Source organism: Massilia sp. Bi118, from assembly GCF_918697865.1.
In the GTDB taxonomy this organism is placed as follows: Bacteria; Pseudomonadota; Gammaproteobacteria; order Burkholderiales; family Burkholderiaceae_D; genus Telluria.
The window spans coordinates 92939-117752 of record NZ_CAKKMV010000015.1; the positions used below are offsets into that span (position 1 = coordinate 92939).

A 24814-nucleotide genomic window follows, 5' to 3' on the forward strand; every position below is an offset into this window, starting at 1 on the left:
TCGCGGCAGGCGGTGGCCCGGCCGCCAGGCTCTAGGCCGGCATCACCGCCGTGACTTCGATCTCCATCCGGGCCCGATCCTCGATCAGGGCCCGGACTTCCACCGCCGTCATCGCCGGATAATGCTTGCCGATGATCTCGCGGTAAGCCGCCCCCAGCTCGCTTGATGCCGCCAGGTACTCGCGCTTGTCCACCACATACCAGGTCATCCGGACGATATGCTCCGGCCCCGCCCCGGCCTCGCGCAGCACGGCGACCACGTTCATTAAAGCCTGGCGCGCCTGCATCGCAAAATCGTCGCTCTCGAAGCGGCCCTCGGCATTCCAGCCGATCATCCCGCTCACGAACACCTGGCGGCCGCTCGCCGCGACGCCGTTCGAATAACCGCGCGGCCGCGGCCAGCCCGGGGGTTGGAGTATGTCCATCACGTCGATTCCTTTGCCTCGCGCAGCAGTTCGCGCGCGATGATCAGTTGTTGCACTTCGGTCGCGCCCTCGTAGATGCGCAGGGCGCGGATCTCGCGGTAGAGCTGTTCGGCCGGGTGCCCGCTGGTGACGCCCAGGCCGCCGAACATCTGTACCGCGGCGTCGATGACCTGCTGGGCCGATTCGGTCGCCGTCATCTTGGCCATCGCCGCTTCCCTGGTCACCTTGCCGCCGCGGTCGCGCTGCCAGGCGGCGCGGTAGGTCAGCAGCGCGCTGGCGTCGATCTGCGTCGCCATCTGCGCCAGTTTTGCCTGCGTCAGCTGGAAGTCCGACAGCACGCCGCCGAACATCTGGCGCGAGGTCGCGTGCGCCATCGCTTCGTCCAGGGCGCGGCGCGCGAAGCCGAGTGCGGCCGCCGCCACCGAGGTGCGGAACACGTCCAGGGTCGCCATCGCCACCTTGAAGCCCTGCCCGGCCTCGCCGATGCGCTGCGATGCCGGAATGCGGCAGCCGTCGAAGCGCAGGCGCGCCAGCGGATGCGGCGCGATCACGTCGATGCGCTCGGCGATCTCGAAACCCTTTGTTCCGGCATCGACGATGAAGGCGCTGATGCCGCGCGCGCCGGGCGCCTCGCCGGTGCGGGCGAAGACCACGTAGAAGTCGGCGATGTCGCCGTTCGAGATCCAGGTCTTCTCACCGTCCAGCACATAGGCATCGCCGTCCAGCCGGGCCGCGCACTGCATCGCGGCGACGTCGGAGCCGGCACCCGGCTCGGACAGCGCAAAGGCCGCGATGGCCTCGCCGCGGGCGACGCGCGGCAGATAATGTTCGCGCTGGTCCGCGGTGCCGAACAGGCTGATCGCACCGGAGCCGAGGCCCTGCATGGCGAAGGCGAAATCCGCCAGCCCGTTGTGCCGCGCCAGCGTTTCGCGGATCAGGCAGATGGCGCGGGTGTCGATCGCCTCTCCATCGCCGGCGATCGCATGGCGCAGCCAGCCGCCTTCGCCCAGCAGGCGCACCAGCTGGCGGCAATCGGCGTCGACGTCATGCCCATGCACGCCGCGCACGTGATCGCCGGCCCAGCCGTCGAGCGCCGCTTCAAGGTCGGCGTGGCGGCCGTCGAAGAAGGGCCACTGCAGGTAGGACTTGTCAGCCATCTCAGTCTCCTTCGAACAGGGGTGTCTGCCTGGCCACGAAGGCGTGGTAAGCGCGGTGGAAGTCGTTGGTCGCCATGCAGATGGCCTGGGCCTGGGCCTCGGCTTCGATCGCTTCGTCGACGCCCATGTTCCACTCCTGCTGCAGCATCTTCTTGGTCATGCCGTGGGCGAAGGTCGGGCCGCCGGCGAGGCCGCGCGCCAGCGCCTGCGCTTCCGCCAGCACCGCATCCGGCGCGCACAGGCGGTTGAAGAAGCCCCAGCGCTCGCCCTCCTCGGCCGTCATCGAACGGCCGGTGTACAGCAGCTCCGCCGCCCGTCCCTGGCCGATCAGGCGCGGCAGGATCGAGCAGGCGCCCATGTCGCAGCCGGCCAGGCCGACGCGCGCGAACAGGAAGGCGGTTTTGCTGCGCGTGCTGCCGAGGCGCAGGTCGGAGGCCATCGCCAGGATGGCGCCGGCGCCGGCGCACACGCCATCCACTGCCGCGATAATCGGCTGCGGACAGGCGCGCATGGCCTTGACGGTATCGCCGGTCATGCGGGTGAAGGCCAGCAGGCCGGGCATGTCCAGCCTGGTCAGCGGGCCGATGATCTCGTGGACGTCGCCGCCCGAGCAGAAATTGCCGCCCGAACCGGCGATGACCACGGCTTTCACATCGTCCGCGTAGGCCAGCGCGCGGAACAGGTCGCGCAGTTCCGCGTAGGACTCGAAGGTCAGCGGGTTCTTGCGTTCCGGGCGGTCGAGGGTGATGGTGGCGACGCCGTCAGCGACCTCGTACAGGAAATGCTCGGCGCGATAGCCGGCCAGGTTGTTGCGGTTGCGCGGCAGCGTATGCGGCTCTCCGGCTAAGTGTCGCATGGTCTTACTCCTTGTTGTCGTTCAGGTGCTGCTTCATGGTGTCGAGCAGCGATATCATCTTTTTCTTGTCCGCAGGCGGTATGTCGGCGAAAAGCTCGGCGACCCAGCCTTCGTGGACCGCGGCCATCTCGGCAAAGGCGCCGCGCCCGGCCGGCGTCAGCGTCACCATCGACGCGCGCTTGTCGAGCGGGTCCGGCACCCGCGCCACCAGCTGCTCGCGTTCGAGCTGGTCGACGATGCCGGTGACGTTGCCGCCGGTGACCATCATGCGCTTCGACAGCTCGCCCATGCGCAGGCCTTCCGGTTCGCGCTCCAGCTGCGCCATCAGGTCGAAGCGCGGCAGCGTGATGCCGAAGGTGGTGCGCAGGCGGCTGCGGATCGCGTCCTCTACCCGCACCGTGCAGGACAGCATGCGCAGCCACAGCTTGAGGGCCTGGTGGTGCTCGCCGGTCAGGCGCGCGGTCATGTCCGGCGCGGCCTCCCCCTGTGGCTTCACATCACCTCCCCGCCGGCCACGGCGATCGCCTGGCCGTTCATGGCGGCAGCCGCGGGGAAGCACAGCATCGTCACTGCATGCGCCACCTCGCCTGGCGCCACCAGCCGTCCCTGCGGATTGGCGGACGCCAGCTCGGCGCGCGCCTGTTCCTCGGTGCGGCCGGTCTTGCGCACGATGTTGGCGACGGCATCCTGCACGATATCGGTGTCCGTATAGCCGGGGCAGACCGCGTTCACGGTGACGCCTTTCGTCGCCAGCTCCAGCGCCAGTGCGCGCGTCAGGCCGACCAGCCCGTGCTTGGCCGCGCAGTAGGCGGCGACGTAGCGGTAGCCGGTCAGCCCGGCCGTCGAGGCAAGGTTGACGATGCGCCCCCAGCCTGCATCCAGCATGCCCGGCAGCGCGGCCTGGATGCAGTGGAAGGCGCCGTTCAGGTTCACGTCCAGCATCTGCTGCCATGTTTCCGTATCGGTGCGCAGGAAGGGGCCGGCCACCGCCTGGCCGGCATTGTTGACCAGGATGTCGACCGCGCCCGCGAGCGCGAAGGCCTGCTCGACGCTGGACGGATCGCTCACGTCCACTGTCTGCCAGGCCACGCCTCCTCCCAGGCCGCGCGCCGCGGCATCCAGTGCTTCGGCGGAGCGTGCCATCAGGGTCACGCGCGCGCCCTGTTCCAGCAAGCCGCGCGCGATCGCCAGCCCGATCCCGCGGCTGGCGCCCGTCACCACGGCATGTTTTCCCTCGAGCGTTTCCATCAACCCTCCAGCAGCCGCGCCGCGATCTGCTGCGGCGAAAGTCCGGTATTCGCCGCGGCCAGCTGGCGTTCGCGCTCCAGGTTGCGCTCCAGCTGCGCCTTGCCGGCCAGGTATTGCTTCGGCCAGGCGATGGCCGTAAAGCCGATCTTCGCCGCTTCGTGCAGGGTCCAGGCCGGATCCGCCAGGTGCGGACGCCCGACCGCGCACAGGTCGGCGCGCCCGGCGGCGATGATGCTGTTGGCGTGGTCGGCCTCGAAGATCGCGCCCACGGCGATGGTGGGAATGCCGGCCTCGTTGCGGATGCGGTCCGCGAACGGGGTCTGGTACATGCGCCCGAACACCGGCTTTTCCTGCTTGCTCACCTGCCCCGACGAGCAGTCGATCATGTCGGCGCCAGCTTCCTTGAACAGACGCGCGATCTGCACCGCGTCCTCCGGCATGATGCCGCCCTCGACCCAGTCGTGGGCCGAGATGCGCACGCTCATCGGCTTGTGCGCCGGCCAGGCGGCGCGCATGGCGCGGAACACGCGCAAGGGATAACGGCAGCGGTTTTCCAGACTGCCGCCGTATGCGTCCGTGCGGCGGTTGGTCAGCGGCGAGATGAAGGAGGACAGCAGGTAGCCGTGGGCGCAGTGCAGTTCCAGCCAGTCGAAGCCGGCTTCGTCGGACGCCAGCGTGGCGCGCACGAAATCGGCTTCGACCCTTGCCAGGTCCTCGAGCGTCGCCGCGCGCGCCATCTGCGAAATCCCGGGCAGGTACTGCTGCTCGGATGCAGAGATCAGCGGCCAGTTGCCGGCGGCGAGCGGCTGGTCGATCCCGTCCCACATCGCCCGCGTCGAGCCCTTGGCGCCGGCGTGGCCGAGCTGGATGGCGATCTTCGCATCGGTGTGGCCATGCACGAAACCGGCGATGCGCTTCCATGCGGCCGTGTGTTCCGGCGTGTACATGCCGGGGCAGTCCGGCGTGATGCGGGCGTCGGCCGACACGCAGGTCATCTCCGCGAACACCATCGCCGCGCCGCCCATGGCGCGTGCGCCCAGGTGGACCAGGTGGTAGTCGCCGGGGACGCCATCGACGGCCGAATACTGCGCCATCGGCGAGACCACGATGCGGTTCTTCAGCAGCAGCTCGCGCACCCGGTAGGGCGTCAGCATCGGCGGCACATGCGCGCCCGCGGGCAGGGGAACGCCGGCCTGCTCGCACGCCCGCTGCGCGAACCAGTCCTCGAAGCGCGCCACATAGCCGGGGTCGCGCAGGCGCAGGTTCTCGTGCGAGATGCGCTGGCTGCGGGTCAGCATCGAGTAGGCGAGCTGCTCGGCTTCCAGCGCGCTGTAGCGTTCGACGTTCTCGAACCATTCCATCGAATTGCGCGCCGCGGACTGGATCTTCAGCACTTCCACCGAGCGGCTGGCCTGGTAGGCGGCCAGTGCGGCTTTCACATCATCGGCGTGGGCGGAGAAACAGCGCGCCAGCTCGATCGCATCCTCCAGCGCCAGCTTGGTGCCGGAGCCGATCGAGAAGTGGGCCGTATGCGCGGCGTCGCCCATCAGCACCACGGGCACGCCGCCGTTCCAGTGCACCCACTGCTCGCAGACGATGCGCGGGAAGGCGATCCAGATCGCGGCGCCGCGCTGGTGGCCGGCGTTGGACATCAGCGGGTGGCCGTCCAGGTGCTCGGCGAACAGGCGCTCGCAGAAGGCGATGCCCTCCTCCTGCGACATGTCGGCCAGGCCGGCCTTGCGCCACACGTCTTCCGGCGTCTCGACGATGAAGGTCGAGGTGTCGCCGTCGAACTGGTAGATGTGGGCCTGGAACCAGCCGAATGCCGTCTCCTTGAACACGAAGGTGAAGGCGTCGAATTTCTTCTTCGTGCCCAGCCAGACGAAGCGGCAGCGCCGCGTCTCGACGAAGGGTTGGTAATCTTCGGCGTAACGCGTGCGGATACGGCTGTTGAGACCATCGGCGGCAATCACCAGGTCCGCCGCGTAGTGCGCCGCGATCGCCTGGTCGTCCTGCACGTCGGTCTCGAACACCAGCTCGACGCCCAGCTCCTCGCAACGCTGCTGCAGGATGTTCAGCAGGCGCTTGCGGCCGATGCCGCAGAAGCCATGCCCGCCTGAGGTCACACGCGCGCCCTTGTAGAAGACGTCGATGTCGTCCCAGTGGTTGAAAGCCTGCAGGATCGAGCGCGCGGTCGGCTCGTCGCTGGCCACCAGATTGCCCAGGGTCTGGTCCGAGAACACCACGCCCCAGCCGAAGGTGTCGTAGGGCCGGTTGCGCTCGACCACCACGATGCGGTGCCCGGGCTGCTGCTTCTTCATCAGCAGCGCGAAATACAGGCCGGCCGGTCCGCCGCCTATGCAAACGATATTCATACGATGTTCAGGACTCACGTAATTTGAAGCGCTGCAGCTTGCCCGTTTCCGTGCGCGGCAGCTTGTCGGTAAAGCGCACGGCGCGCGGGTATTTGTAGGGCGCGATGTGCTGCTTGGCGTAGTCCTGCAGCGCGCGCACCATCCCGGCCGTTCCTTCGAACCCCGGCTTGAGCACGACATGGGCTTCGACGATCTGGCCGCGCTCCTCGTCGGCGCGGCCGACCACGCCGCACTCGAGCACCGCCGGATGGGTGAGCAGCACGTCCTCGACCTCGGCGCCGGCGATGTTGTAGCCGGCCGAGATGATCATGTCGTCGGTGCGCGAGCGGTAGTGGAAATAGCCATCGCCGTCCATCTCGTAGGCGTCGCCGGTCAGGTTCCAGCCGTTCAGCACGTAGTTGCGCTGGCGCTCGTCCGCCAGGTAGCGGCAGCCGGTCGGCCCCTTGACGGCCAGGCGCCCTATCGTGCCCGGGCCGACGGGCTGGCCGTCCTTGTCGACGATGCAGGCACGGTAGCCCGGCACCGGCTTGCCCGTCGCGCCGGGCCGGATGTCGTCGCCGCTGGCGGAAATGAAGATGTGCAGGATTTCGGTGGCGCCGATCCCATCGATCATGGCGATGCCGGTGGCGGCCTGCCACGCCTCGCGGGTGGCCAGCGGCAGCGCTTCGCCGGCCGAGACGCATTTTTCGAGCGAACCAAGGTCGAACTTCGGCACCAATGGCGCCATCTGCCGGTAAAAGGTCGGCGCCGTGAAGCACACGGTGGCGCGGAAGCGCGCGATGGCCGCCAGCAGTCCCTCGGGCGTCAGCTTCTCGATCAGCACCCCGGCCGCGCCGAAGCGCAGCGGGAACAGCAGCAGCCCGCCCAGGCCGAAGGTGAAGGCCAGCGGCGGCGTGCCGATGAAGATGTCGTCCGAGCCGGCTTTCAAGGTATGGCGCGGGAAGCAGTCGCAGATCGCGAGGATGTCGCGGTGGAAGTGCATGGTGCCCTTCGGGACGCCCGTGGTGCCCGAGGTGAAGCTGATCAGGCAGACGTCGTCGGCTGCCGTGTCGAGCGCCGCAAACGGGGCCTCGTGCCGGGCCATGCGCGCTTCGAGGCCGTCCGCGTTGTCGGGATCGTCGAACCAGACGACTGGCGGATGCGCCGCCACCTGTTCCAGCTCGCCGGCAAGGGAACGCGCGCACAGCACCGCGTTCACCTGCGCCTTCTCGACGATGACGCCGAGCTCGCGGGCGCGCAGCAGCGGCATGGTCGGCACGGCCACCAGCCCTGCCTTGAGCACCGCAAGAATCGACGCCGCCATCATCGGGCAGTTCGCACCGCGCAGCAGCACGCGGTTGCCGGGCACCAGGCCCAGGTCGGCGCGCAGCACGTGGGCGATGCGGTCGACCTGGCGCTGCAGCTCGGCATAGGTCCAGCGCAGCTGATCGCCGATGACGGCCGTGCGTTCGCCACGGCCCGCAGCCACGTGGGCGTCCAGCAGCTCGGCCACGCAGTTCAGGCGCGCCGGGTACTGGAGTTCGGGAAGATCGAAGACGAGGTCCGGCCACTGCTCGCGTGGCGGAAGGTGGTCCCGCGCGAAGCTGTCGACGTGGGCCGTGGGCGTGAATTCTGCTGCGGAAAAGCTTGTCATTGAAGCGCTCCGGAGAAAGGATCGGTCGGTGCGTACCGGCAGATACTTTAAGCCTAAAGCAAATTCAAGACAAGCTTATTCTCGAGCTGGCGCAACCGGTAGGGTGGGCACACCGTGCCCACGGTTGCATGCAGACTTAGAATTTCATTTCGACGGTTGCGCGAACACTGCGATGCACAGGATTCAAGGTACGGCTGGTCTGGGTCCCGGCCGCCGTCGTGTAGCTGCTCTGGCTGATGACGTCCTGGGCCAGCAGGTTCGAGGTCGCCACGCGCAGCTGCAGCTTCGGCGTGAACTTCCACAGCGCGTACAGATCCAGGTCGCGGCGCACTGACTGGTAGCTGATCTGGTTGCCCGAGACGCGCACGAAGCCGCCGTTCTTGAAGACATAGCTGCCGCCCAGGGTCAGCGCGCCGGTCTTGTAGTCGGCGCCCAGGGTCGCGGACAGCGGAGTCTGGCCGTCCAGGCGGTTGTCCGGGCCCGGCACCGAGTCCACCGTCGACCAGTTGCGCGACAGGCTGGCGCGCAGGTCGAGGTTGGTCGTCGTTTCCATCACCGCCTTCAACGGGAACTTGGCTTCCAGTTCGACGCCGTAGGTTTTCGCATTGCCGCTGTTGGTCGGGGTCGAGACCCAGCGCGCGCCGTCGAATACCACCAGGCTGCGCGTGTAGTCGGTGATGCGGCGGCTCGACACGCTGGCCGACAGCAGTGCGCCTTCGGCCCAGTAATGCTCCCAGGAGGCGTCGATGCCCAGCGCCAGCTCCGGCTTCAGGTTCGGGTTGCCGATCGAATCGGGTTCGGTCTGGCTGTTGTTCACCGAGGTGAAGCGGTGCGGGATGATCTGCTGCTGGTTCGGCGCCTTGTAGGTGCGCGTCACGGCCAGGCGCAGCTGGTCGCCCTTGGTGCCGGGAATCTTGTACAGGGTTTGCGCGATCGGGCTCAGGACCGAGGAATTGTTCTTCACCTGGGCGTAGGTATTCCCTTCCGTCGAGGTGCGGATGCCTTCCCAGCGCGCGCCCAGGTACACCGACCAGGCCGGCGTCACGTTCCACTCGTCCTGGCCATACACGGCCAGGCGCGACACGGCGGATTCGTAGAACTCGTCGCCGCCCGGCAGCGAGACCGTCGGCGCGGCGGCGTCGCGTTCGAGACGCCGGTCGTCACCGCTCTGGTAGCCGCCGTCCCAGCCGAAGGCCAGCGCGTGGCCCTCGAAGCGGCTGCTGGTGTACTTGCCGGTCGAGGTCAGGCCGCGCACGGCGGCATCGGACTCGATGAAGGCGCTCAGCGGACTGGCGGCCGGATTGCCGCCGCCGAAGCGGTACATCGAGTTGCCGGCGCCGACATACAGGCCGCTCAGCTTCGCATCCAGCTTGGCGCCGGATTCGAACTTGTGGACCCAGTTCAGCTCTTCGCGGAAGACGTGGTTATGGTTGGTCATGCTCTGGTCGAGCCGCGGATAGGCGGGGATAGGACCGAGGAGCGTCTCGATGCGGCCGGCTTCGACCTGGCTGAAGTTTGCCCAGTTGGCAAAAGTTTGCGAAGTCAGCGTGTCGCCGTTCCCGAAGGTGTAGTTGATGCGCGGGGTCAGGTTGACCGCGCTGATGCGGGCGTCCTGCGGGGTTTTGCTCTGGCGCAGGCCGGTCATGACGCCGGCGGGATTGAAGAAGGTTTCGATCGTCTCCGGCTCGTTGGTGAAGCGGTTCTGGAACACGTTCATCGCAAACGAATAGGACAGTTTGCCGAGCTTGTCCGACAGCTGCAGGCTGGCGGTCGGGCTGTTCTGCGCGGCGCCATGGCCATAGCCCAGCTTCAGTTCGCGCTGTGCCGCCTTGACGGACTTCTTCAACACCACGTTGATGGTGCCGGCGATCGACTGGGTCGAGAACTCGGCGCTGGCGGCGCGCAGCACCTCGATGCGCTCGATGACTTCCGGCGACAGCGAGCTGATGTCGAAGCCGGCCGGTGCGCGTTCGCCGTTCAGCAGGATCTGCGTGTAGCCGTTGCCGAGGCCGCGCATGCGGATCTCGCCGCCGCGACCGCTGCTGCTGACGGTCACGCCGGGCACGCGCTTGAGGACGTCGAGCACGTTGGTGTCGCCGTATTTGACGATTTCCTCGTTATTGACGACGATCTTGCTGGCGGTGTCGTCGCGGCGCGGGTCGTAGGAAGCGGCGGCGCCCTTCACTTCGACCTGCTGGATTTTTTGGGAGTCCGCGGCCGGCGCCTGCTCTTTCGAAACAGGCGCCTGCTGGGCGTGGACGGGGACCATGGCGGCCGCAACGGCGGCGGCCACGATGGTCAAACGGAATGGAAAGGCTGGCATGTCAATCTGTTCAAAGTTGAAATGGACCGCCATTTTCCGTCATCTTTACGCCATTCAGTTGCCAATACGTAAATATTTTTGATATGCATGCATCAATTAATATGTATGCATACTGAAAACGATGTCAGAATGCAACGCTGCCCCTTTGTCCGGCCTGCCCGTTATAATCAGACATCTTCTATTCGAGGTTTTACCGTGTCCGATCGCATCAAAGTCCTGCCGCAATATCTGCTGCCCAAGCAGCGCCTGACGACCTTTGCCGGCCGCGTCGCCGGCGCCAAGGGCGGCTCGATGACGACCAGGCTGATCCGCTGGTTCGTCGGCAAGTACGGGGTCAACATGGAAGAAGCCGAGAATTCGGACATCGCCAGCTACACCAGCTTCAACGACTTCTTCACCCGCCCCCTGAAAGCCGGCGCGCGGCCGCTGGCGGACGCCGCCTTCGTCTGCCCGGTCGACGGCGCCATCAGCCAGTTCGGTTCGATCGACGACCACCACATCCTGCAGGCCAAGGGCCACCGTTTCACCACCACCGAACTGGTGGGCGGCGACGCCGAACTGGCCAAGCAGTTCCAGCACGGCAGCTTCGCCAACCTGTATTTGTCGCCGAAGGATTACCACCGCCTGCACATGCCCTGCGACGGCCGCCTGACCCGCATGATCTACGTGCCGGGCGCCCTGTTCTCGGTGAACCCGACCACGGCGCGCGGCGTGCCCAACCTGTTCGCGCGCAACGAGCGCGTGGTCTGCGTGTTCGAGTCGGAGCAGTACGGGCCTTTCGTGATGGTGCTGGTCGGCGCGACCATCGTCGGTAGCATGGCGACGGTGTGGCACGGCGTGGTGAACCCGAAGCGCCCGCAGAAGATCAGCGAGTGGTCTTATCTCGACCAGAACATCGTCCTGAAGAAGGGTGAGGAGATGGGGCGCTTCCTGCTGGGGTCGACCATCGTCATGCTGTTCAAGGCGAATACCATCAGCTTCAACCAGGACTGGGCGCCGGAGCGTTCAGTGCGCCTGGGTGAGCTGATGGGCGACTTCAGCGGCGGCTGAAGCCCGACTTATTCTGCCGGTATTTCGAAGAAGTGCAGAGTGGGATGCGGCAGCGCCAATTCCTTGCCAACTTGCGCAAGGGCATGCCTGGCCGCGTCGTTATCCATGCCGCAGGTGATGATGAAGTTTTTCATCCCATGCCGCCTGGCCAGCGCAGCCAGCGCCTTGACCGCTGCCTTGCTGTGGCCGCGATTTCGATACGGCGGATCGACATGGCCGCCGGAGTTTCCGGTATCCCCTACCAGGTCCGGCGTACCCGGCGTGAAATGATATTGCCCGACATAGCTGCCGTCGGACGCCTGCAGATTGAACAGATACAGTGGAAGCTTGCGTTCGGGATCGAACTTGTATCCTTCAAGGAGTAGCTTTGTCCGGCCGTGAGCCAGGTGACGGACATCGTCAAAAAGACCGAATTGCGCCGGCTCGCCGGGCAGCTCTTCAAGCAATGCATTCACCGTCATGATGAACCTCTCTTTGTTGGTGTTTTACTACCTGTACTCAAGAGACCTGTTCAGAAGCATGCCGCAATCGCCGGCCCGGGTCGACCTAGTCATATGAAGAGGTAGGCGGTGGATCAAGCCGCCCTGCTCTCTGCCTGCTGCCGCGCCCGCGCACAGCAAGCCTCGTCCAGCATGTCCAGGAAAGCCCGGGTCTTGGCCGGCATCAGCCGCCGGCCAGGGAACACGGCCCACCCGGTCGCCGCCGGCAAGTCCCAGTCCGGCAGCACCCGCACCAGCTCTCCCTTTTTGAGCATCGGCCCGGCGAAAAGATCCGAGCTCGCCGCAATGCCCGCGCCGCCGCAGGCGATCTTCGCCAGCAGCTCCGGCGAGTTCGCGGTCAGGCGCGCCTGCACCGGGCGCTCCCAGCGGGTCTTGCCGCGTTCCAGCATCCATTGCGCGGCGCCGCCGCTGCGGCTCAGGATGCACAGCAAGTCGTGCTTCAGCAGGTCGTCGGGATGCTCCGGCAGGCCATGCTGCGCAATGTACGAGGGCGCCGCGTACAAGCCGAAGCGCTCCAGCGAGACCCGGCGCGCGTTGAGGGTCGAATCCTCGGGCAGGTCGCCCATGCGGATCGCGATGTCGAAACCCTCGGCCACCAGGTCGACCCGGCGCGGCGACAGATCCAGTTCCAGCGACACCGCCGGATAGCGCGCCAGGAAGCGCGACATCATCTCCGTCATGCCGAGGTTGGCGAAGTCGCCCGGCATCGAGATCCGCAGCTTGCCGCTCGGCTCGGCCTGGCGGTGCTGGGCCAGCGCACCGGCCGCCTCCACCTCTTCGGCCACCTTGCGCGCGTGCTCGAGCAGGCTTTCGCCGAATTCCGTCAGCACCAGCCGGCGCGTGGTGCGCTGCAGGAGGCGCTCGCCCAGGCTGGCTTCCAGCAGGGCGATACGGCGCGAAACCGTCGATTTCGGCAAGTCGAGGCGCTGCGCGGCCATGCTGAAACTGCCGGCCTCCACGATGCGGGCGAAGAGCAGCATGTCGTTCGGTTCGAGGTGCATAATTGTTCCACTGGTTGAATAATGTTATCCATTCTAGCGCCTTCCGCACGATAGATGGAACCGTTAAAGTGTCTCCATCGACACACCAACCGACACGAAGGGACACCAAATGAACATCCTGCAAATCAATTCCAGCCTGCGCGGCGCCAACTCCGAATCGAACCGCGTGGCCAGCAACATCGTCGCCAGGCTCAGCGCCGCCAACCCGGGCGCCATCGTGACCGTGCGTGACGTCGGCGCGAAATCGCACCCGGTGCTGGACGAAGCCGCCCTGGGCGCCCTGTTCACTCCGGCCGACCAGCGTACCCCCGAGCAGGCCGCCCGCGTGGCCCTGGACGACGCGCTGATCGCCGAAGTGCAGGCCGCCGACGTGGTCGTGATCGGCGCCCCGATGTACAACTTCGGCATGCCGATCCAGCTGAAGGCCTGGTTCGACGCGATCGCTCGCGCCGGCGTCACCTTCCGCTATACCGAATCGGGTCCGGAAGGCCTGCTGAAGAATAAAAAGGTCTTCGTGGCCACCGCGCGCGGCGGCATCTACCCGGAAGACGCGGATCCGCAAGTGCCGCACATCCGCATGCTGCTGAACTTCCTGGGCATGACCGACTCGACTTTCGTGTACTCGAACGGCCAGTCGATGGGCCCGGATGCCGCTGGCAAGGGCCAGGCCGAGGCCGACGCGGTCGTCGCCGCCATCGCCTAAATCCGGCGGCCTTCGGGCCGCTTGTTATTTCAACAGGAGATCGAGATGGAAAACCAGACTGCTGTCGACATCGCACCGGAGCATGTTGCACAAAGCCGCCGCATCGAGCGCGTGCTCGGCGGCCAGTTCGTGATGGATGGCGCGGGCGTGAAGATCAACCGCGTGCTGACCCAGCCGCTGCAGCGCCGCCTCGATCCCTTCCTGATGCTGGATGCCTTCGGCAGCGACAAGGCGGGCGACTACATCGCCGGCTTCCCCGAGCACCCGCACCGCGGCTTCGAGACCGTCACCTACATGCTGGCCGGCCGCATGCGCCACCGCGACAGCGCCGGCAACGAAGGCGTGGTCAGCGACGGCGGCGTGCAATGGATGACCGCCGGCCGCGGCGTGGCGCACTCCGAGATGCCCGAGCAGAACGAGGGCCTGATGGAAGGCTTCCAGCTGTGGCTCAACCTGCCGGCGAAGGACAAGATGTGCGCGCCCTGGTACCGCGACATCCCGAACGAGGAAGTGCCGCGCTTCACGCTGCCGTCGGGTGCGTCCGTGCAGGTGATCGCCGGCAGCTCGCATGGCGTCGATGGCGCCGTGCAGCGCGAAGCGACCCAGCCGCTCTACCTCGACATCCACCTGCCGCAGGGCGTGGAATTCGAGCAGCCGCTGCCGGCCGGGCACAATGCCTTCTTCTATGTCTATCGCGGCGAAGTCGTGGTGGACGGCAAGGCGGTGCCGCAGGCGCGCATGGCCATCCTCGACAATGCGAAAGAAGCGGACGGCGTGCGCATCAAGGCCAGCGCCGATGCGCGATTCATCCTGATCGCGGGGCGGCCGCTGAACGAGCCGATCGCGCAGTATGGGCCCTTCGTGATGAACACCAACGCCGAGGTGTTCCAGGCGGTAGAGGATTTCCGCGCCGGGCGCTTCGCCTGATCGCCCGGACGATCTTCAGTTAGACTAGCGGCATGCCGCTGCTAGATACCATCTCAATCCTGCTCGGGCGCGCCAGCCGCGCGCTCGGGCTGGAAACCGTCGACGCGTTCCCGCCGGGCCACCGCTACGCCCACACACGCTGGGACAAGGCCTATTTCGACATTCCCTCCGACTGGAAGCCCGAGCGCATCGAGCAGGCCATCGCGGAGGCCATCACGAATACTCCCAGCGTGTTCGCGTATATCGCCCATCCGACCCCGCGCATGCAGCGCGCCCTCCTCGCCGTGATCCATGCGCGCCTGCGCCGCGGCGGCACGCCGCCCAACGATTTGCTGGCGATGCTGATCGAGGCCTATGCCAGTCCGCGCACGCCGGACGCCATGCCCGGCCTGCGTGCTGCAATCGCCAGTACCGACGGCTACGATCCCTCGATGCGGGTCGCCCACCTGGCGGCCTGGCTGGCCGATATGCCGGCCGCTTTCGACGTCATCGAGGCCGGCTGAGCCTCGGCTTAGAACCTATCCCAGTAGACAGGGGGAAGCTGATGGCGATGACTGGCAAGCGAGGGCAAGGCGCGAGGAGGCCGCATGGCGAGCCATGCAACGACGAGCAACGCTGCACTCGCTGGTCAGGCGCGCCAGCAGCGACTCCGGCCTACTGGGATAGGTTCTTAGTGCGGCACCGGCGCGTTCAGGACGTCCTGGGCGCTCGGATCCCCGTTCATCTTCATCCCGTACAGGTAGTCGGCAGGCAGGTTTGCGACCGTCTTCTTCTGGCCTGGCAACAGCCTGAAGCGCGCAGCCTCCGTATAGCGGCAGCTTCGTTCCTTGGTCGCACCGTCCAGCATTCTTTCCTGGCAGAGGGAATTCAGGAGCAGATAGTGGCAGCTGCCCGTTCCGCTGCAGGAAAACGTGGTGGCGGAGATGCCCAGCCTGGTCGTGGTGGTGGCGAGGGCCGCGGGCTCGGCACACGCAAGGCTGCTTGCCAGCACGGCGCAAATTGCCAGCAAGGGGAATAAACGGTTTTTCATCGTCGGTCTCGAAAACGGGCCGCCCGGGTTTGGGCAGAGCGAGCTTATCAGACCGCCATACCGCCGAAATGCACGGATTCTCACCGCGTCGCGGCCGCCGCGTGCGACCCCACGGCATTCCCCGGCACGTAGCGCTCGCGCAGCCACATGAAGGGCGTCTCCACCAGGCGATACAGCAGCCAGCCGGCCAGCACCGAAGCCCCCAGCGCCACGGCGATGGTCAGCGGGTGTTGCGGGCCATAGCCGGCTCCGCCCATGGCCTGGCCGGCCAGGATGCTGACCTGCTTGTGGATCAGGTAGATCGCATAGGACCACAAAGCCAGGCTGGACGCCCCCGGCACGCGCAAGCGGTGCAGCGGCGAGGCCGGCGCCAGCGCCGCCAGGATCAGCAGCGCGCAGCCCAGCGCCAGCAGCGGGAAGCCGAACACGCTGGTCCACAGGCCGTAGTGGTCGACCAAAAACCAGCGCAGCGCCAGCGCGGACGCAAGCAGGCCCGCGGCCAGCAGCAGCCTGCCCTGCCCCATCAGCCGCGTCCACAGCCCGGGGTGCGCATGCTTCAGCAGCGCCAGCGCGACCCCGGCCAGCAATTCGTCGAAGCGGCACAGGCTCGAGTAATAGAGGTACTTGTAATAGAAGTGCATCCAGTTGCGCGCCTCCTGTCCTTCCAGCCAGGTGCCGGCGCGGATCGCCATCCCGGCCGCGAAGGCCAGCGCGACCGCGAACCAGGCCAGGCGCACGCCGGCGCCGCGCCGGCCCAGCGCCGCGGCCAGCAGCGCGCAGGCCGGCAGAAGCATGTAGAACTGCTCCTCGATGCACAGCGACCAGGCGTGCGAAAACGCGGTACCCGGCTCAAGTCCGATGTTCTGGGTGAAGCTGAGGTAAGCCCACAGCGGCAACATGGGCGTATTGCCGCGAAAGGCCGGCCACAGCGCATACAGCGCCAGCACCACGTAGAAATTCGGCAGGGTGCGCAGCAGACGGCGCGCGTAGAAGCGGGGCAAGGACAGGCCTTCCGGGCGGCGCAGGGCCTGGAAGATCTGGTTGCCGATCAGATAGCCGGACAGGGCAAAGAACAGGTCGACGCCGACCCAGCCAATCTCGCCGACCCAGCCGAAGCTGGCATCGAAGCTGACGAACAGCACGTAGTGATGCAGCACCACCAGCGTGACGGCGAGCGCACGCAGGGTGTCGAGGCCATCGATACGCTGTGATACAGGGCTCATGTGGAAGATCGTCGACGAAAACGCCGGATGATGCCACGCGCTTCGCCCTCGTGCCAGGAATTCCCGATAAAATGGCTGGATCGATATTTCTTTGGAACACCAGCATGAGCTCCGCAGCAAGCCTGTCGCATTTCAAATCCGTCAACTACACCGGCCAGGGCGCCGGCCCGCGCGTCATCATCATGGGCGCGACCCACGGTAACGAGATCTGCGGCACCCAGGCCATTACCCGCGTCATGGCGGAGCTCGACAGCGGCGCGCTGCGCGTCGCCAACGGCAGCGTCACCTTCGTCCCCATCGTCAACCCGCTGGCCTACGCCAGGAACACGCGCTCGGGCGACCGCAACCTGAACCGCGACCTGTCGCCGAAAGAGAATCCGCAGGATTTCGAGGACCGCGTCGCCAACTGGCTGTGCCCGCTGCTGGCCCGGCATGACGTGCTGCTCGACCTGCACTCCTTCAACGCCGCCCACGGCGAGCCTTTCGTGATGGTCGGCCCGCTCGACAATGAGGGGGATATCGAGCCTTTCAAGCACATGCGCGAGGAACGCGCACTGGCGCGCCGCCTGGGCGTGCGCCGCTTCGTGACCGGCTGGATGGCGGCCTATGGCGGCGGCGTACAGCGCCGTTCGCGCGGCGATGCCGCCGAACTGAAAACGGTCCTGCGCTACGGCATGGGCACCACCGAATACATGCGCAGCACCGGCGGCTACGCCCTGACCCTGGAGTGCGGCCAGCACCTCGACCCGCAGGCGCCGGAAGTCGCCTACCGCGCCATCCTGAACACCCTCGCTCACCTGAAGCTGATCGAGGCGCCGGCGCCGGAACCGGTCCCCTTCGAGGAGATGGAAGCGCTGCAGATGGTCGTCGTCCACGACAAGCTGGACGCCGGCGACAGCTTCACCCGCACCTGGGCCAGCTTCGATCCGGTGCAGGAAGGCGACCAGATCGGCGTACGCGCCGACGGCACCCCGGTCACGGCCGAGTTCTCGGGCCGCATCCTGTTCCCGGACACGAACGCCGGTCCGAACCAGGAGTGGTATTACCTGACCCGCCCGAATCCACAGTTCGGCCGCGAATAAGCTTTACGACGAGGTCTCGCCAGCCTGCGCTTGCTCCACCTTTATCAGGTGCAGGTTGCGCAAATAAATCGCCACCCCCAGCCCCTGGCCGGCGACGAACACGGGGTCGCGCCGGTGCAGCGCATAGGCGAGCAGCACCAGCGCGCCCAGGATGCTCAGGTACCAGAAGGCCACCGGGATCACGCTGCGGCCCCGGCGCTCGCTGGCCAGCCACTGGATCACGAAGCGGCCAATGAACAAGGCCTGGCCGCCGAAGCCGACCAGCAACCACCAGCCGTCCTCAGCCATCGATACCCTCCTTGACCTGCGGCTCCCTGGCCTGCGGCGGCGAGCGGGCGCTGCGCCGGCGCCGGCGCAGCTGCGGCCACATGCGCGCCATCTCCCGGCCGCCCCAGAGCAGGCAGACGCAGCCGACCAGACGCTGCGCCGGCAGCACGTCCGGAATGCCGATATGCCTGCTGACCAGCAACGAGGCTGCCACTGCGGCCAGCACCAGGCCCGCCAGCAAGCCGGCCACGCCCGAGCTGCGCCAGCCCCAGCGCCCATGCAGCGCCAGCCCCACCCCGGCGCCCAGCCAGCCGCCGAGCATGCCCCACAGCACGTCGACAGGCCAGTGCACGCCCACCATGATGCGCGACAGGCCGACCAGGGTGGCCAGGACCAGGGCCAGCGCGCGCAGCAGCCGCTTGTTCTCCACCCCCATTACCCAGATGCCGGCTATGGCGAAGGCCGCCGCCGCGTGACCAGAGGGGAAGGACACGCGCCGGTACGCTGGCCCTGCCTGATAAAACTGGTCCACCGGCAGCGCCGCCAGCGGTCGCGGCAGGTCGATGAACTGCTTGGTGAGCTGGGTCCAGAGGGCGGCGAAAATGGCCGCGGCCAGCGCCGCCCAGAAGCAGTGCGGCAGGCGCCGGATGCAGGGCAGCACCAGGGCGAGCGCCACCGCGCCGTCGCCGAACATGGTCAGGTGCAGCCACAACAGCGGCGGCACGGCATGGCCGGCGTGGTTGAGCGCCAGGAAGACCGGCTGGTTGCCGCCGGTGGCCAGCAGCAGCGCCAGCAGCGCCAGCGTGGTGGCGGGCGGCAGCCAGACCCAGGGCGAACGCAGCGGCGGCCTCATCCGTTTGCTCCCGGCATGCGGGCCAGCACGATACCGCCCTTGCGGTACAGCAGTTGCACGCGGCCGAGCGCGCCCAGGGCGTCGCTGCGGGTCAGGATCACCTGCCCGGCGCGCGGCGCCGCCGTGGCCGGCGTGACGGCGCCGCGATAGATGGAAAAGCTGGGCACGTTGATGCGCCAGCTGTGGACTTCCCAGCCCGCGCGCCGCGCCAGCAGCGCCGCTTCCTTGACCGGCCCCTGCTGGATCGCGGCCGCCGCCGGCAGCAACAGGCCGACCAGCGCCAGCGAGCACAGCAATCCGGACGCGGCCAGGCGCCGCCACAGCGGCGGCTCACGCCACAAGGCCGGACCAAGCACGGCCACGAGCAGCAGCGCCGCCCCCGCCTGCCACAGCGGGCCGAACACCCCGTCCTGCCCCAGCGCCTCGCGCAGGTAGGGGTTGGCGATGCCCGGCGCGAAGCGCTGCAGCAGTTGGGGCAGCGCGGCCACCAGGCCGAGGAAAAGCAGCGGCGGCCCGAAGGCCAGCAGCCTCGAGCGTAGGACCCCGCGCCGCTGCGCCATCAGCAGGAACAAGGGCGTGGCGCCGTACAGCAGGTAGTGCGGCAGCTTGGTCCCGGCCAGCGAAAAGAACACGAACACGAACAGGAACCAGCTCCACAGGAAGCTGTCGAGCGCTGAAGCCCGCAGGCGGCGCAGGCCGGGCAGCGCGCGCAGGAACAAGCCGGTATAGGGCAGGAGCAGCACCAGGATGGCCGGTAGGTAGTACAGCGGCCCGCCGCCATGCCCCTGCAGCGGCGCCAGAAAACGCTCGACGTTGTGGCGCATGAAGAAGCCGGCCAGGAAGGCGTCGCCGCACTGCCCGTACTCCAGCAGATACCAGGGCAAGGCCACCGCCAGCAGGATCGCCCAGCCTGCCGGGTCGCGCACGGCGCGCCACCAGTCGCGCGTCCTGCCCTGCAGCGCGAAGGCCAGCAGACTGGCGCCGCCCGGCACCAGCAGCGCCACCGGCCCCTTGGTCAGCAGGCCGAGACCGATCCAGAGGAAGGCGCGGCGCCGCCGGGCCGGACGCGGTTCAAAGGCATAGCGGACAATGTCGAACATGGCCAGCGCCAGGAACAGGTTGAGCAGCGCATCGGCGATCGCGCCGCGCCCGATCACGGTGAGGCCGGCCGTGCTGGCGGCGATGAAGGCGGCGGCGTAGCCGGTGTCGCGGTCCAGGTGGCGGCGCCCGAACGCGAAAATTGCCGCGATCCAGGCGCTGGCCGCCAGTGCCGACGGCAGGCGCAGCGCGAATTCGTCCAGCCCGAACATCGCCACCGACGCTGCCTGCAGCCAGTAGATGAGGATGGGCTTGTCGTAGCGTGGCTGGCCGTTCAGCCAGGTGGAGACGTAGTCGCCGCGTTCCAGCATCTCGCGCGTGGCTTCGCCGAAGGCGCCTTCGTCGACATCGAACAGCGGCATCGCCCCCAGGTTCAGGAACAGCCCGAGCAACACGGTGGCCGCGAGCAGCAGCGGCAAGGCCGCCTCGCGCAAGCCGGCGCGCCGCGCCAGCCGGCGTTCGCGCGTTCCCTGGGCGCGCAGGAGGGAGGCCCCGCCGCGGACGCCCCTCATCGCCGCTCCACACTGCCCGGCAGCCGCTGGTCGGCACTCCCGGCGCCGCCGCTGCCGCCCGGGCCGCCCAAGGTCTCGCGCACCAGGTAGGTCCGCGCGGCGCCGGCTTCGAAATAGGTCCGCGCCAGCATTTCGGTCACGATGCCCGTGCACACGAACTGCACCCCGATCACCACCAGCAGCACCGCCAGCAGCAGCAAGGGACGGCTGGCGATGGCTTCGCCCTCCCCCAGCTTCAGCCAGGCCAGCCAGCCCAGCGCCGCCATGCCGGCGAAGCCGCAGGCCAGGCCGATGCGCCCGAAGAAGTGGCCGGGGCTGGCGCGGAAGCGCACGAAAAAATACATGGACAGCAGGTCGAGCAGCACCTTGAAGGTGCGCGACAGGCCGTATTTGGAGCGCCCGTGGAGGCGCGGGAAGTGGCGCACTTCCTCCTCGCAGATGCGCTCCGGGGCCGTCACGGTCGCCATCCAGGTCGGAATGAAACGGTGCATCTCCCCGTACAGCCGGACCTGGCGCAGGACCGCACTGCGGTAGACCTTGAGCGAGCAGCCGTAATCGTGCAGGCGCACGCCGGTGACGGTGGCGATCAGGCGGTTCGCCAGCATCGATGGCAGCCGGCGCAGCCAGAAGCCGTCCTTGCGCTCGCGGCGCCAGCCGACCAGCAGGTCGAGATCCTCGTCCAACAGGCGCCGCACCATGCGCACGATGTCGTGCGGGTTGTTCTGCAGGTCGCCGTCCATGGTGGCGATGACGCTGCCGCGCGCGGCGTCGATGCCGGCCTGCATGGCGGCGGTCTGGCCGAAGTTGCGGCGCAGGATGACCGCCCGCACATGGCGCGGACTGCTGGCCACGGCTTCGCGGATGCGGTCCAGCGTGCGGTCGCGGCTGCCGTCGTCGACCAGGATCAGCTGCCAGGGCCAGGGCGAGGCCGCCATCGCCGCCTGTACCTGGGTGGTCAGCGGCAGCACGTTGTCTTCCTCGTCGTGCAGGGGCACCACCAGCGACAGGCTATGCATGGCAGGCCCCATGCTGCCGGAACCAGGCCGCGAAGCGCGCGATGCCGATGCGCAGCGGCGTGGCGGGGACCCAGCCGATCGCCTCGCGCAGAGCCTGGGTGTCGGCGCAGGTGGCGGCCATGTCGGCGCCCGGCATCGGCCGCGCCAGCCTTTCGGCACGGCGTCCGAGCGCCTCCTCGAGCGCGCCGATGAAGTCGGACAGGCGCACGGGCTGCTGGTTGCCGACGTTGTAGATGCGGAAGGGCGCATGGCTGGCGGCCGGATCCGGGTGCAGCGGATCGAAGTCGGAACAGGCTTCGGCCGGCTGCGCGGCGAGCCGCAGCACCGCTTCGACCACGTCATCGACATAGGTGAAGTCGCGCAGCATGTGGCCGCCGTTGTAGACCTCGATCGGCCGGCCGGCGGCAATCGCGTTCGCGAACAGCATCGGCGCCATGTCCGGCCTGCCCCAGGGCCCGTAGACCGTGAAGAAGCGCAGCCCGGTGGTCGGCAGGCCGTACAGGTGGCTGTAGCTGTGCGCCAGCAGTTCGCCGCTGCGCTTGGTGGCGGCGTACACGCTGAGCGGATGGCCGGCCGGGTCGTGCTCGCTGAAAGGCAGGCGGCGGTTGGCGCCGTAAGTGCTGGAGCTGCTGGCATAGACCAGGTGCCCCACGCCGTAGCGCCGGCTGCATTCGAGCACGTTGGCGAAGGCCACCACGTTGTGCAGCACGGATTCCTGCGGATGCTCGGTCGAATAGCGCACGCCGGTCTGCGCGGCCAGGTGGATGACCCGCTCGAAGCGTTGTGCGCGGAACAGCGCCTCCAGCGCCGCGGCATCGCTGAGGTCGAGGCGGCGGAAGCGGAAGCCGGCAAGGCCATCGAGCGCGGCCAGCCGGCGCTCTTTCAGGCCCGGCGCGGCGCAGGGACCGAGATGGTCGACGCCCACCACCTCATGGCCCTCGGCGAGCAGGCGCCGCGCCAGGTGCATGCCGATGAAGCCGGCCACGCCGGTCAACAGGATCATCGAATCTCTCCTCGGATGGGGGCGCCACGGCCCCGCTTCGCCACCGAGTTTAGGGAGCTGCTGCTGTGTTTATGCCGAACGGATCAAATGTGCGCGCATTGATCGGCGCGCTGCAGGTGCGCGCTTCGTGCGACAATCCCGCGGCTTGCAAAGAATAAGAACGATAACAATGGAGAACACCAATATAGCGGCTTGGCGCCTGCTTGCCCTCGCCCTCGGCCTGACGGCGGCGGGCGCCGCAGCGGGCATGGACGTACGGGTCGCGGCCCAGGAGGCGATCGCCCCGAAATGGTTCCAGCTGCCGCATCGCGCGGCCGGCATCTGCCCGGACATCATCGCCGCGATCGAACGGGTCGAGCCGCGCCTGCACTTCACGGGCTACCGCCGCAGCCGCTCGCTGCCGGGCATCGAGGCCGGCCTGGAAACGGGCAGCCTGGACGCCGCCTGCGCGCTGGTCCCATCGAAGCGCCGGCATGCGATCGCCGTCCCGGCAGGAAAATATGTGTACATCACCCGCCACATGCTGGCGGTGCGCGCCGGCGATCCGGCCGTCGTGCGCGATTTGCAGGACCTGGTGCGCATGGGCGCCCTGGTCACCAGCCAGCGCGGCTCCGTGTTTACGGAGGCGCTGAAAGCGGCCGGCGTGCTCGTCGACGACGCCAGCGACGACAATGGCCTCAACCTCCACAAGATGCTGGGCGGGCATGGGCGCTTTGCCTATCTCAACGAGCTCAGCCTGAAGCATTATTTACGCAGCGACAAGCTGGCGGCGCGCGCGCGCGTGCTACCGGTGGTGCTGGGTGCGGAGCCTGCCTATTTCTGGGTCAGCCGCAAGGCCGATCCCGCCCTCCCCGGCATGCTCGGCGCCGCCATCGACAAACTCAGGGCGGACGGCGAGCTGGACCGGATCTACGCGCACTGGTCCGCCACGCCGTGATGGCTGGTGAAGCGGCTTACGCGGGGCTCAGCAGCTTCAGGCCGACGATCCCCGCCACGATCAGCGCGATCGATAGCAGGCGCAGCGCGCCGGCCGGCTCGCCCAGCATGACCATGCCGAACACGGCGGTGCCGACGGTGCCAATGCCGGTCCAGACCGCATAAGCCGTGCCGAGCGGAAGCGCACGCAGCGCCAGGCCGAGCATGCCGACGCTGCCGGCCATGGTCCCCAGGGTCAGCACGGACGGCCACAGCCGCGTGAAGCCGGCCGTGTACTTCAGGCCCACGGCCCAGCCCACTTCCAGCAGTCCGGCAATCACCAAATACACCCAGCTCATCGTCTTCTCCGCTCATCGACACACAAAAGGCGGCAAGTATAGCACTGGCCGCCTGCCGGGGATTTGTGACGCGCAGTCAAAAATGGGGCGGTCTCGGCAGGATTTTTACGTCTGGCGTAAGATGCCGAGGCCTTACTGAATTCTCAGTCAACAAGAACAGGAGTACTGATGACTACGTTGTTTGATCCCTTGAAAGTCGGCGCCCTGGAACTGCCGAACCGCATCGTGATGGCGCCGCTGACCCGCTCGCGCGCCGCCGGCGAAGGCCGCGTCCCGAACGCCATGATGGCGGAATATTACGAGCAGCGCGCCTCGGCCGGCCTGATCCTGTCGGAAGCGACCTCGGTGACCCCGATGGGCGTCGGTTACGCCGACACCCCGGGCATCTGGTCCGACGAGCAGGTCGAAGGCTGGAAGCTGGTGACCGAAGCCGTGCACAAGGCCGGCGGCCGCATCGTCCTGCAGCTGTGGCACGTGGGCCGCATCTCGGATCCTATCTTCCTGAACGGCGACACCCCGGTGGCTCCCTCGGCCATCAAGCCGGCCGGCCACGTCAGCCTGGTGCGTCCGATCAAGGATTACGAGACGCCGCGCGCGCTGGACCTGGAAGAGATCCCGGGCATCGTCGCCGCCTACCGCAAGGGCGCCGAGAACGCGAAGAAGGCCGGCTTCGACGGCGTCGAGATCCACGGCGCCAACGGCTATCTGCTCGACCAGTTCCTGCAAGATAAAACCAACCGGCGCACCGATGCCTACGGCGGCTCGATCGAGAACCGCGCGCGCCTGATGCTGGAAGTCACCGACGCCTGCATCGAAGTCTGGGGCGCCGACCGCGTCGGCATGCACCTGGCGCCGCGCCGCGATTCGCACGACATGGGCGATTCGACCCCGCTGGAAACCTTCGGCTACGTCGCCCGCGAGCTGGGCAAGCGCGGCATCGCCTTCATCTGCGCCCGCGAAGCGGTCGGCGGCGATTCCCTCGGCCCGGAACTCAAGAAGGCCTTCGGCGGCGTCTACATCGCCAATGAGAAAATGACCAAGGAAGCCGCCGAGCAGCTGCTCACCAGCGGCGACGCCGATGCCGTCGCCTGGGGCCAATGGTTCATCGCCAATCCGGACCTGCCGGCGCGCCTCCAGCAGAACGCGCCGCTGAACCCGGCCCGCCCGGAGAAGTTCTACGCGCCGGGTCCGGAAGGCTATATCGACTATCCGGCGCTGGGCGCCGCTTAAGCGCTCCCTGCCCTTCGACGTATGCATGC

Annotated in this window: 25 protein-coding genes; 7 read left to right on the forward strand and 18 right to left on the reverse strand. The window is 67.6% G+C overall.

The window, feature by feature from the left end; translation table 11 throughout:
- Positions 1-31: 31 nt before the first annotated feature.
- The 8 genes from LQV39_RS20745 to LQV39_RS20780 all read right to left on the reverse strand — a co-directional run bounded on the left by LQV39_RS20745 (position 32) and on the right by LQV39_RS20780 (position 10016).
- A complete protein-coding gene (locus tag LQV39_RS20745) occupies positions 32-424 on the reverse strand; it encodes a RidA family protein (RefSeq protein ID WP_230028592.1) in 393 nt (130 codons plus the stop codon).
- Positions 424-1581 (reverse strand): acyl-CoA dehydrogenase family protein, encoded by a 1158-nt coding sequence (locus tag LQV39_RS20750; protein WP_230028594.1) that lies wholly within the window; start codon positions 1579-1581, stop codon positions 424-426. The genes LQV39_RS20745 and LQV39_RS20750 overlap by 1 nt, the downstream gene beginning before the upstream one ends.
- Position 1582: 1 nt before the next feature.
- Entirely contained in the window at positions 1583-2437 is an 855-nt protein-coding gene (locus LQV39_RS20755) for an enoyl-CoA hydratase family protein (RefSeq protein WP_230028596.1), read from the reverse strand.
- 4 nt (positions 2438-2441) lie between these two features.
- Positions 2442-2903: a MarR family winged helix-turn-helix transcriptional regulator gene (locus LQV39_RS20760; RefSeq protein ID WP_230028708.1), complete on the reverse strand. Its 462-nt coding sequence runs from the start codon at positions 2901-2903 to the stop codon at positions 2442-2444.
- Positions 2904-2929: 26 nt separating this feature from the next.
- A complete protein-coding gene (locus tag LQV39_RS20765; protein ID WP_230028598.1) occupies positions 2930-3685 on the reverse strand; it encodes an SDR family NAD(P)-dependent oxidoreductase in 756 nt (251 codons plus the stop codon).
- Positions 3685-6060 (reverse strand): bifunctional salicylyl-CoA 5-hydroxylase/oxidoreductase, encoded by a 2376-nt coding sequence (locus LQV39_RS20770; protein ID WP_230028600.1) that lies wholly within the window; start codon positions 6058-6060, stop codon positions 3685-3687. The genes LQV39_RS20765 and LQV39_RS20770 overlap by 1 nt, the downstream gene beginning before the upstream one ends.
- A gap of 7 nt (positions 6061-6067) precedes the next feature.
- Positions 6068-7693, reverse strand: coding sequence for an AMP-binding protein (locus LQV39_RS20775; protein WP_230028602.1), 1626 nt, complete (start codon positions 7691-7693; stop codon positions 6068-6070).
- Positions 7694-7829: 136 nt separating this feature from the next.
- The gene (locus tag LQV39_RS20780) at positions 7830-10016 is read right to left on the reverse strand and encodes a TonB-dependent siderophore receptor (protein ID WP_230028604.1); all 2187 of its coding nucleotides are present in this window, start codon (positions 10014-10016) and stop codon (positions 7830-7832) included.
- A 195-nt stretch (positions 10017-10211) separates the two neighbouring features.
- Between LQV39_RS20780 and asd the strand changes: the two genes are divergently transcribed.
- Positions 10212-11066: an archaetidylserine decarboxylase gene (asd, locus tag LQV39_RS20785; RefSeq protein ID WP_230028606.1), complete on the forward strand. Its 855-nt coding sequence runs from the start codon at positions 10212-10214 to the stop codon at positions 11064-11066.
- An 8-nt stretch (positions 11067-11074) separates the two neighbouring features.
- On the opposite strand, the gene LQV39_RS20790 is transcribed toward asd, so the two are convergent.
- Both LQV39_RS20790 and LQV39_RS20795 read right to left on the reverse strand, forming a co-directional pair.
- Entirely contained in the window at positions 11075-11527 is a 453-nt protein-coding gene (locus tag LQV39_RS20790; protein ID WP_230028608.1) for a GNAT family N-acetyltransferase, read from the reverse strand.
- Positions 11528-11640: 113 nt separating this feature from the next.
- Positions 11641-12567 carry a LysR family transcriptional regulator gene (locus LQV39_RS20795; RefSeq protein WP_230028610.1) on the reverse strand — a complete coding sequence of 309 codons (927 nt, stop codon included), beginning with the start codon at positions 12565-12567 and terminating at the stop codon, positions 11641-11643.
- Between the two features lie 109 nt (positions 12568-12676).
- Here LQV39_RS20795 and LQV39_RS20800 point away from each other — a divergent pair, with 109 nt between their 5' ends.
- From LQV39_RS20800 to LQV39_RS20810, 3 genes are read left to right on the forward strand one after another with little or no spacing between them, the layout of a single operon-like run.
- A complete protein-coding gene (locus LQV39_RS20800) occupies positions 12677-13270 on the forward strand; it encodes an FMN-dependent NADH-azoreductase (RefSeq protein ID WP_230028612.1) in 594 nt (197 codons plus the stop codon).
- A 45-nt stretch (positions 13271-13315) separates the two neighbouring features.
- A complete protein-coding gene (locus LQV39_RS20805) occupies positions 13316-14197 on the forward strand; it encodes a pirin family protein (protein ID WP_230028614.1) in 882 nt (293 codons plus the stop codon).
- Positions 14198-14229: 32 nt separating this feature from the next.
- Positions 14230-14700, forward strand: coding sequence for a hypothetical protein (locus tag LQV39_RS20810; RefSeq protein ID WP_230028616.1), 471 nt, complete (start codon positions 14230-14232; stop codon positions 14698-14700).
- 167 nt (positions 14701-14867) lie between these two features.
- Here LQV39_RS20810 and LQV39_RS20815 read toward each other — a convergent pair whose 3' ends face one another.
- Together LQV39_RS20815 and LQV39_RS20820 are read right to left on the reverse strand one after the other, a co-directional pair.
- The gene (locus LQV39_RS20815) at positions 14868-15227 is read right to left on the reverse strand and encodes a hypothetical protein (RefSeq protein ID WP_230028618.1); all 360 of its coding nucleotides are present in this window, start codon (positions 15225-15227) and stop codon (positions 14868-14870) included.
- Positions 15228-15307: 80 nt separating this feature from the next.
- The gene (locus LQV39_RS20820) at positions 15308-16450 is read right to left on the reverse strand and encodes an acyltransferase (RefSeq protein WP_230028619.1); all 1143 of its coding nucleotides are present in this window, start codon (positions 16448-16450) and stop codon (positions 15308-15310) included.
- Between the two features lie 104 nt (positions 16451-16554).
- Between LQV39_RS20820 and LQV39_RS20825 the strand changes: the two genes are divergently transcribed.
- Entirely contained in the window at positions 16555-17532 is a 978-nt protein-coding gene (locus tag LQV39_RS20825) for a succinylglutamate desuccinylase/aspartoacylase family protein (protein WP_230028621.1), read from the forward strand.
- A gap of 3 nt (positions 17533-17535) precedes the next feature.
- Here LQV39_RS20825 and LQV39_RS20830 read toward each other — a convergent pair whose 3' ends face one another.
- From LQV39_RS20830 to LQV39_RS20850, 5 genes are read right to left on the reverse strand one after another with little or no spacing between them, the layout of a single operon-like run.
- A complete protein-coding gene (locus tag LQV39_RS20830) occupies positions 17536-17820 on the reverse strand; it encodes a lipid-A-disaccharide synthase N-terminal domain-containing protein (RefSeq protein ID WP_230028623.1) in 285 nt (94 codons plus the stop codon).
- A complete protein-coding gene (locus LQV39_RS20835) occupies positions 17813-18652 on the reverse strand; it encodes a phosphatase PAP2 family protein (protein WP_230028625.1) in 840 nt (279 codons plus the stop codon). Before LQV39_RS20835 ends, LQV39_RS20830 begins: the two co-directional genes overlap by 8 nt.
- Positions 18649-20262, reverse strand: coding sequence for a glycosyltransferase family 39 protein (locus LQV39_RS20840; protein WP_230028627.1), 1614 nt, complete (start codon positions 20260-20262; stop codon positions 18649-18651). Before LQV39_RS20840 ends, LQV39_RS20835 begins: the two co-directional genes overlap by 4 nt.
- Positions 20259-21278 (reverse strand): glycosyltransferase family 2 protein, encoded by a 1020-nt coding sequence (locus LQV39_RS20845; RefSeq protein WP_230028629.1) that lies wholly within the window; start codon positions 21276-21278, stop codon positions 20259-20261. The genes LQV39_RS20840 and LQV39_RS20845 overlap by 4 nt, the downstream gene beginning before the upstream one ends.
- Complete coding sequence (locus LQV39_RS20850; RefSeq protein WP_230028631.1) at positions 21271-22281, reverse strand: NAD-dependent epimerase/dehydratase family protein; 1011 nt, start codon at positions 22279-22281, stop codon at positions 21271-21273. The genes LQV39_RS20845 and LQV39_RS20850 overlap by 8 nt, the downstream gene beginning before the upstream one ends.
- 169 nt (positions 22282-22450) lie before the next feature.
- Here LQV39_RS20850 and LQV39_RS20855 point away from each other — a divergent pair, with 169 nt between their 5' ends.
- Complete coding sequence (locus tag LQV39_RS20855) at positions 22451-23218, forward strand: ABC transporter substrate-binding protein (protein ID WP_230028633.1); 768 nt, start codon at positions 22451-22453, stop codon at positions 23216-23218.
- A gap of 16 nt (positions 23219-23234) precedes the next feature.
- Here LQV39_RS20855 and sugE read toward each other — a convergent pair whose 3' ends face one another.
- Positions 23235-23555 (reverse strand): quaternary ammonium compound efflux SMR transporter SugE, encoded by a 321-nt coding sequence (gene sugE / locus LQV39_RS20860; protein WP_230028635.1) that lies wholly within the window; start codon positions 23553-23555, stop codon positions 23235-23237.
- 168 nt (positions 23556-23723) lie between these two features.
- On the opposite strand from sugE, the gene LQV39_RS20865 reads away from it, so the two are divergent.
- Positions 23724-24785, forward strand: coding sequence for an alkene reductase (locus tag LQV39_RS20865; protein ID WP_230028636.1), 1062 nt, complete (start codon positions 23724-23726; stop codon positions 24783-24785).
- Positions 24786-24814: the final 29 nt, after the last annotated feature.

Excerpts from the sequence above, each read along its gene's own strand:
- LQV39_RS20745 (WP_230028592.1), bottom strand. The coding sequence starts at position 424 with ATGGACATACTCCAACCCCCGGGCTGGCCGCGGCCGCGCGGTTATTCG.
- LQV39_RS20750 (WP_230028594.1), bottom strand. The coding sequence starts at position 1,581 with ATGGCTGACAAGTCCTACCTGCAGTGGCCCTTCTTCGACGGCCGCCAC.
- LQV39_RS20755 (WP_230028596.1), bottom strand. The coding sequence starts at position 2,437 with ATGCGACACTTAGCCGGAGAGCCGCATACGCTGCCGCGCAACCGCAAC.
- LQV39_RS20760 (WP_230028708.1), bottom strand. The coding sequence starts at position 2,903 with ATGACCGCGCGCCTGACCGGCGAGCACCACCAGGCCCTCAAGCTGTGG.
- LQV39_RS20765 (WP_230028598.1), bottom strand. The coding sequence starts at position 3,685 with ATGGAAACGCTCGAGGGAAAACATGCCGTGGTGACGGGCGCCAGCCGC.
- LQV39_RS20770 (WP_230028600.1), bottom strand. The coding sequence starts at position 6,060 with ATGAATATCGTTTGCATAGGCGGCGGACCGGCCGGCCTGTATTTCGCG.
- LQV39_RS20775 (WP_230028602.1), bottom strand. The coding sequence starts at position 7,693 with ATGACAAGCTTTTCCGCAGCAGAATTCACGCCCACGGCCCACGTCGAC.
- LQV39_RS20780 (WP_230028604.1), bottom strand. The coding sequence starts at position 10,016 with ATGCCAGCCTTTCCATTCCGTTTGACCATCGTGGCCGCCGCCGTTGCG.
- LQV39_RS20790 (WP_230028608.1), bottom strand. The coding sequence starts at position 11,527 with ATGACGGTGAATGCATTGCTTGAAGAGCTGCCCGGCGAGCCGGCGCAA.
- LQV39_RS20795 (WP_230028610.1), bottom strand. The coding sequence starts at position 12,567 with ATGCACCTCGAACCGAACGACATGCTGCTCTTCGCCCGCATCGTGGAG.
- LQV39_RS20800 (WP_230028612.1), top strand. The coding sequence starts at position 12,677 with ATGAACATCCTGCAAATCAATTCCAGCCTGCGCGGCGCCAACTCCGAA.
- LQV39_RS20805 (WP_230028614.1), top strand. The coding sequence starts at position 13,316 with ATGGAAAACCAGACTGCTGTCGACATCGCACCGGAGCATGTTGCACAA.
- LQV39_RS20810 (WP_230028616.1), top strand. The coding sequence starts at position 14,230 with ATGCCGCTGCTAGATACCATCTCAATCCTGCTCGGGCGCGCCAGCCGC.
- LQV39_RS20815 (WP_230028618.1), bottom strand. The coding sequence starts at position 15,227 with ATGAAAAACCGTTTATTCCCCTTGCTGGCAATTTGCGCCGTGCTGGCA.
- LQV39_RS20820 (WP_230028619.1), bottom strand. The coding sequence starts at position 16,450 with ATGAGCCCTGTATCACAGCGTATCGATGGCCTCGACACCCTGCGTGCG.
- LQV39_RS20825 (WP_230028621.1), top strand. The coding sequence starts at position 16,555 with ATGAGCTCCGCAGCAAGCCTGTCGCATTTCAAATCCGTCAACTACACC.
- LQV39_RS20830 (WP_230028623.1), bottom strand. The coding sequence starts at position 17,820 with ATGGCTGAGGACGGCTGGTGGTTGCTGGTCGGCTTCGGCGGCCAGGCC.
- LQV39_RS20835 (WP_230028625.1), bottom strand. The coding sequence starts at position 18,652 with ATGAGGCCGCCGCTGCGTTCGCCCTGGGTCTGGCTGCCGCCCGCCACC.
- LQV39_RS20840 (WP_230028627.1), bottom strand. The coding sequence starts at position 20,262 with ATGAGGGGCGTCCGCGGCGGGGCCTCCCTCCTGCGCGCCCAGGGAACG.
- LQV39_RS20845 (WP_230028629.1), bottom strand. The coding sequence starts at position 21,278 with ATGCATAGCCTGTCGCTGGTGGTGCCCCTGCACGACGAGGAAGACAAC.
- LQV39_RS20850 (WP_230028631.1), bottom strand. The coding sequence starts at position 22,281 with ATGATCCTGTTGACCGGCGTGGCCGGCTTCATCGGCATGCACCTGGCG.
- LQV39_RS20855 (WP_230028633.1), top strand. The coding sequence starts at position 22,451 with ATGGAGAACACCAATATAGCGGCTTGGCGCCTGCTTGCCCTCGCCCTC.
- sugE (WP_230028635.1), bottom strand. The coding sequence starts at position 23,555 with ATGAGCTGGGTGTATTTGGTGATTGCCGGACTGCTGGAAGTGGGCTGG.
- LQV39_RS20865 (WP_230028636.1), top strand. The coding sequence starts at position 23,724 with ATGACTACGTTGTTTGATCCCTTGAAAGTCGGCGCCCTGGAACTGCCG.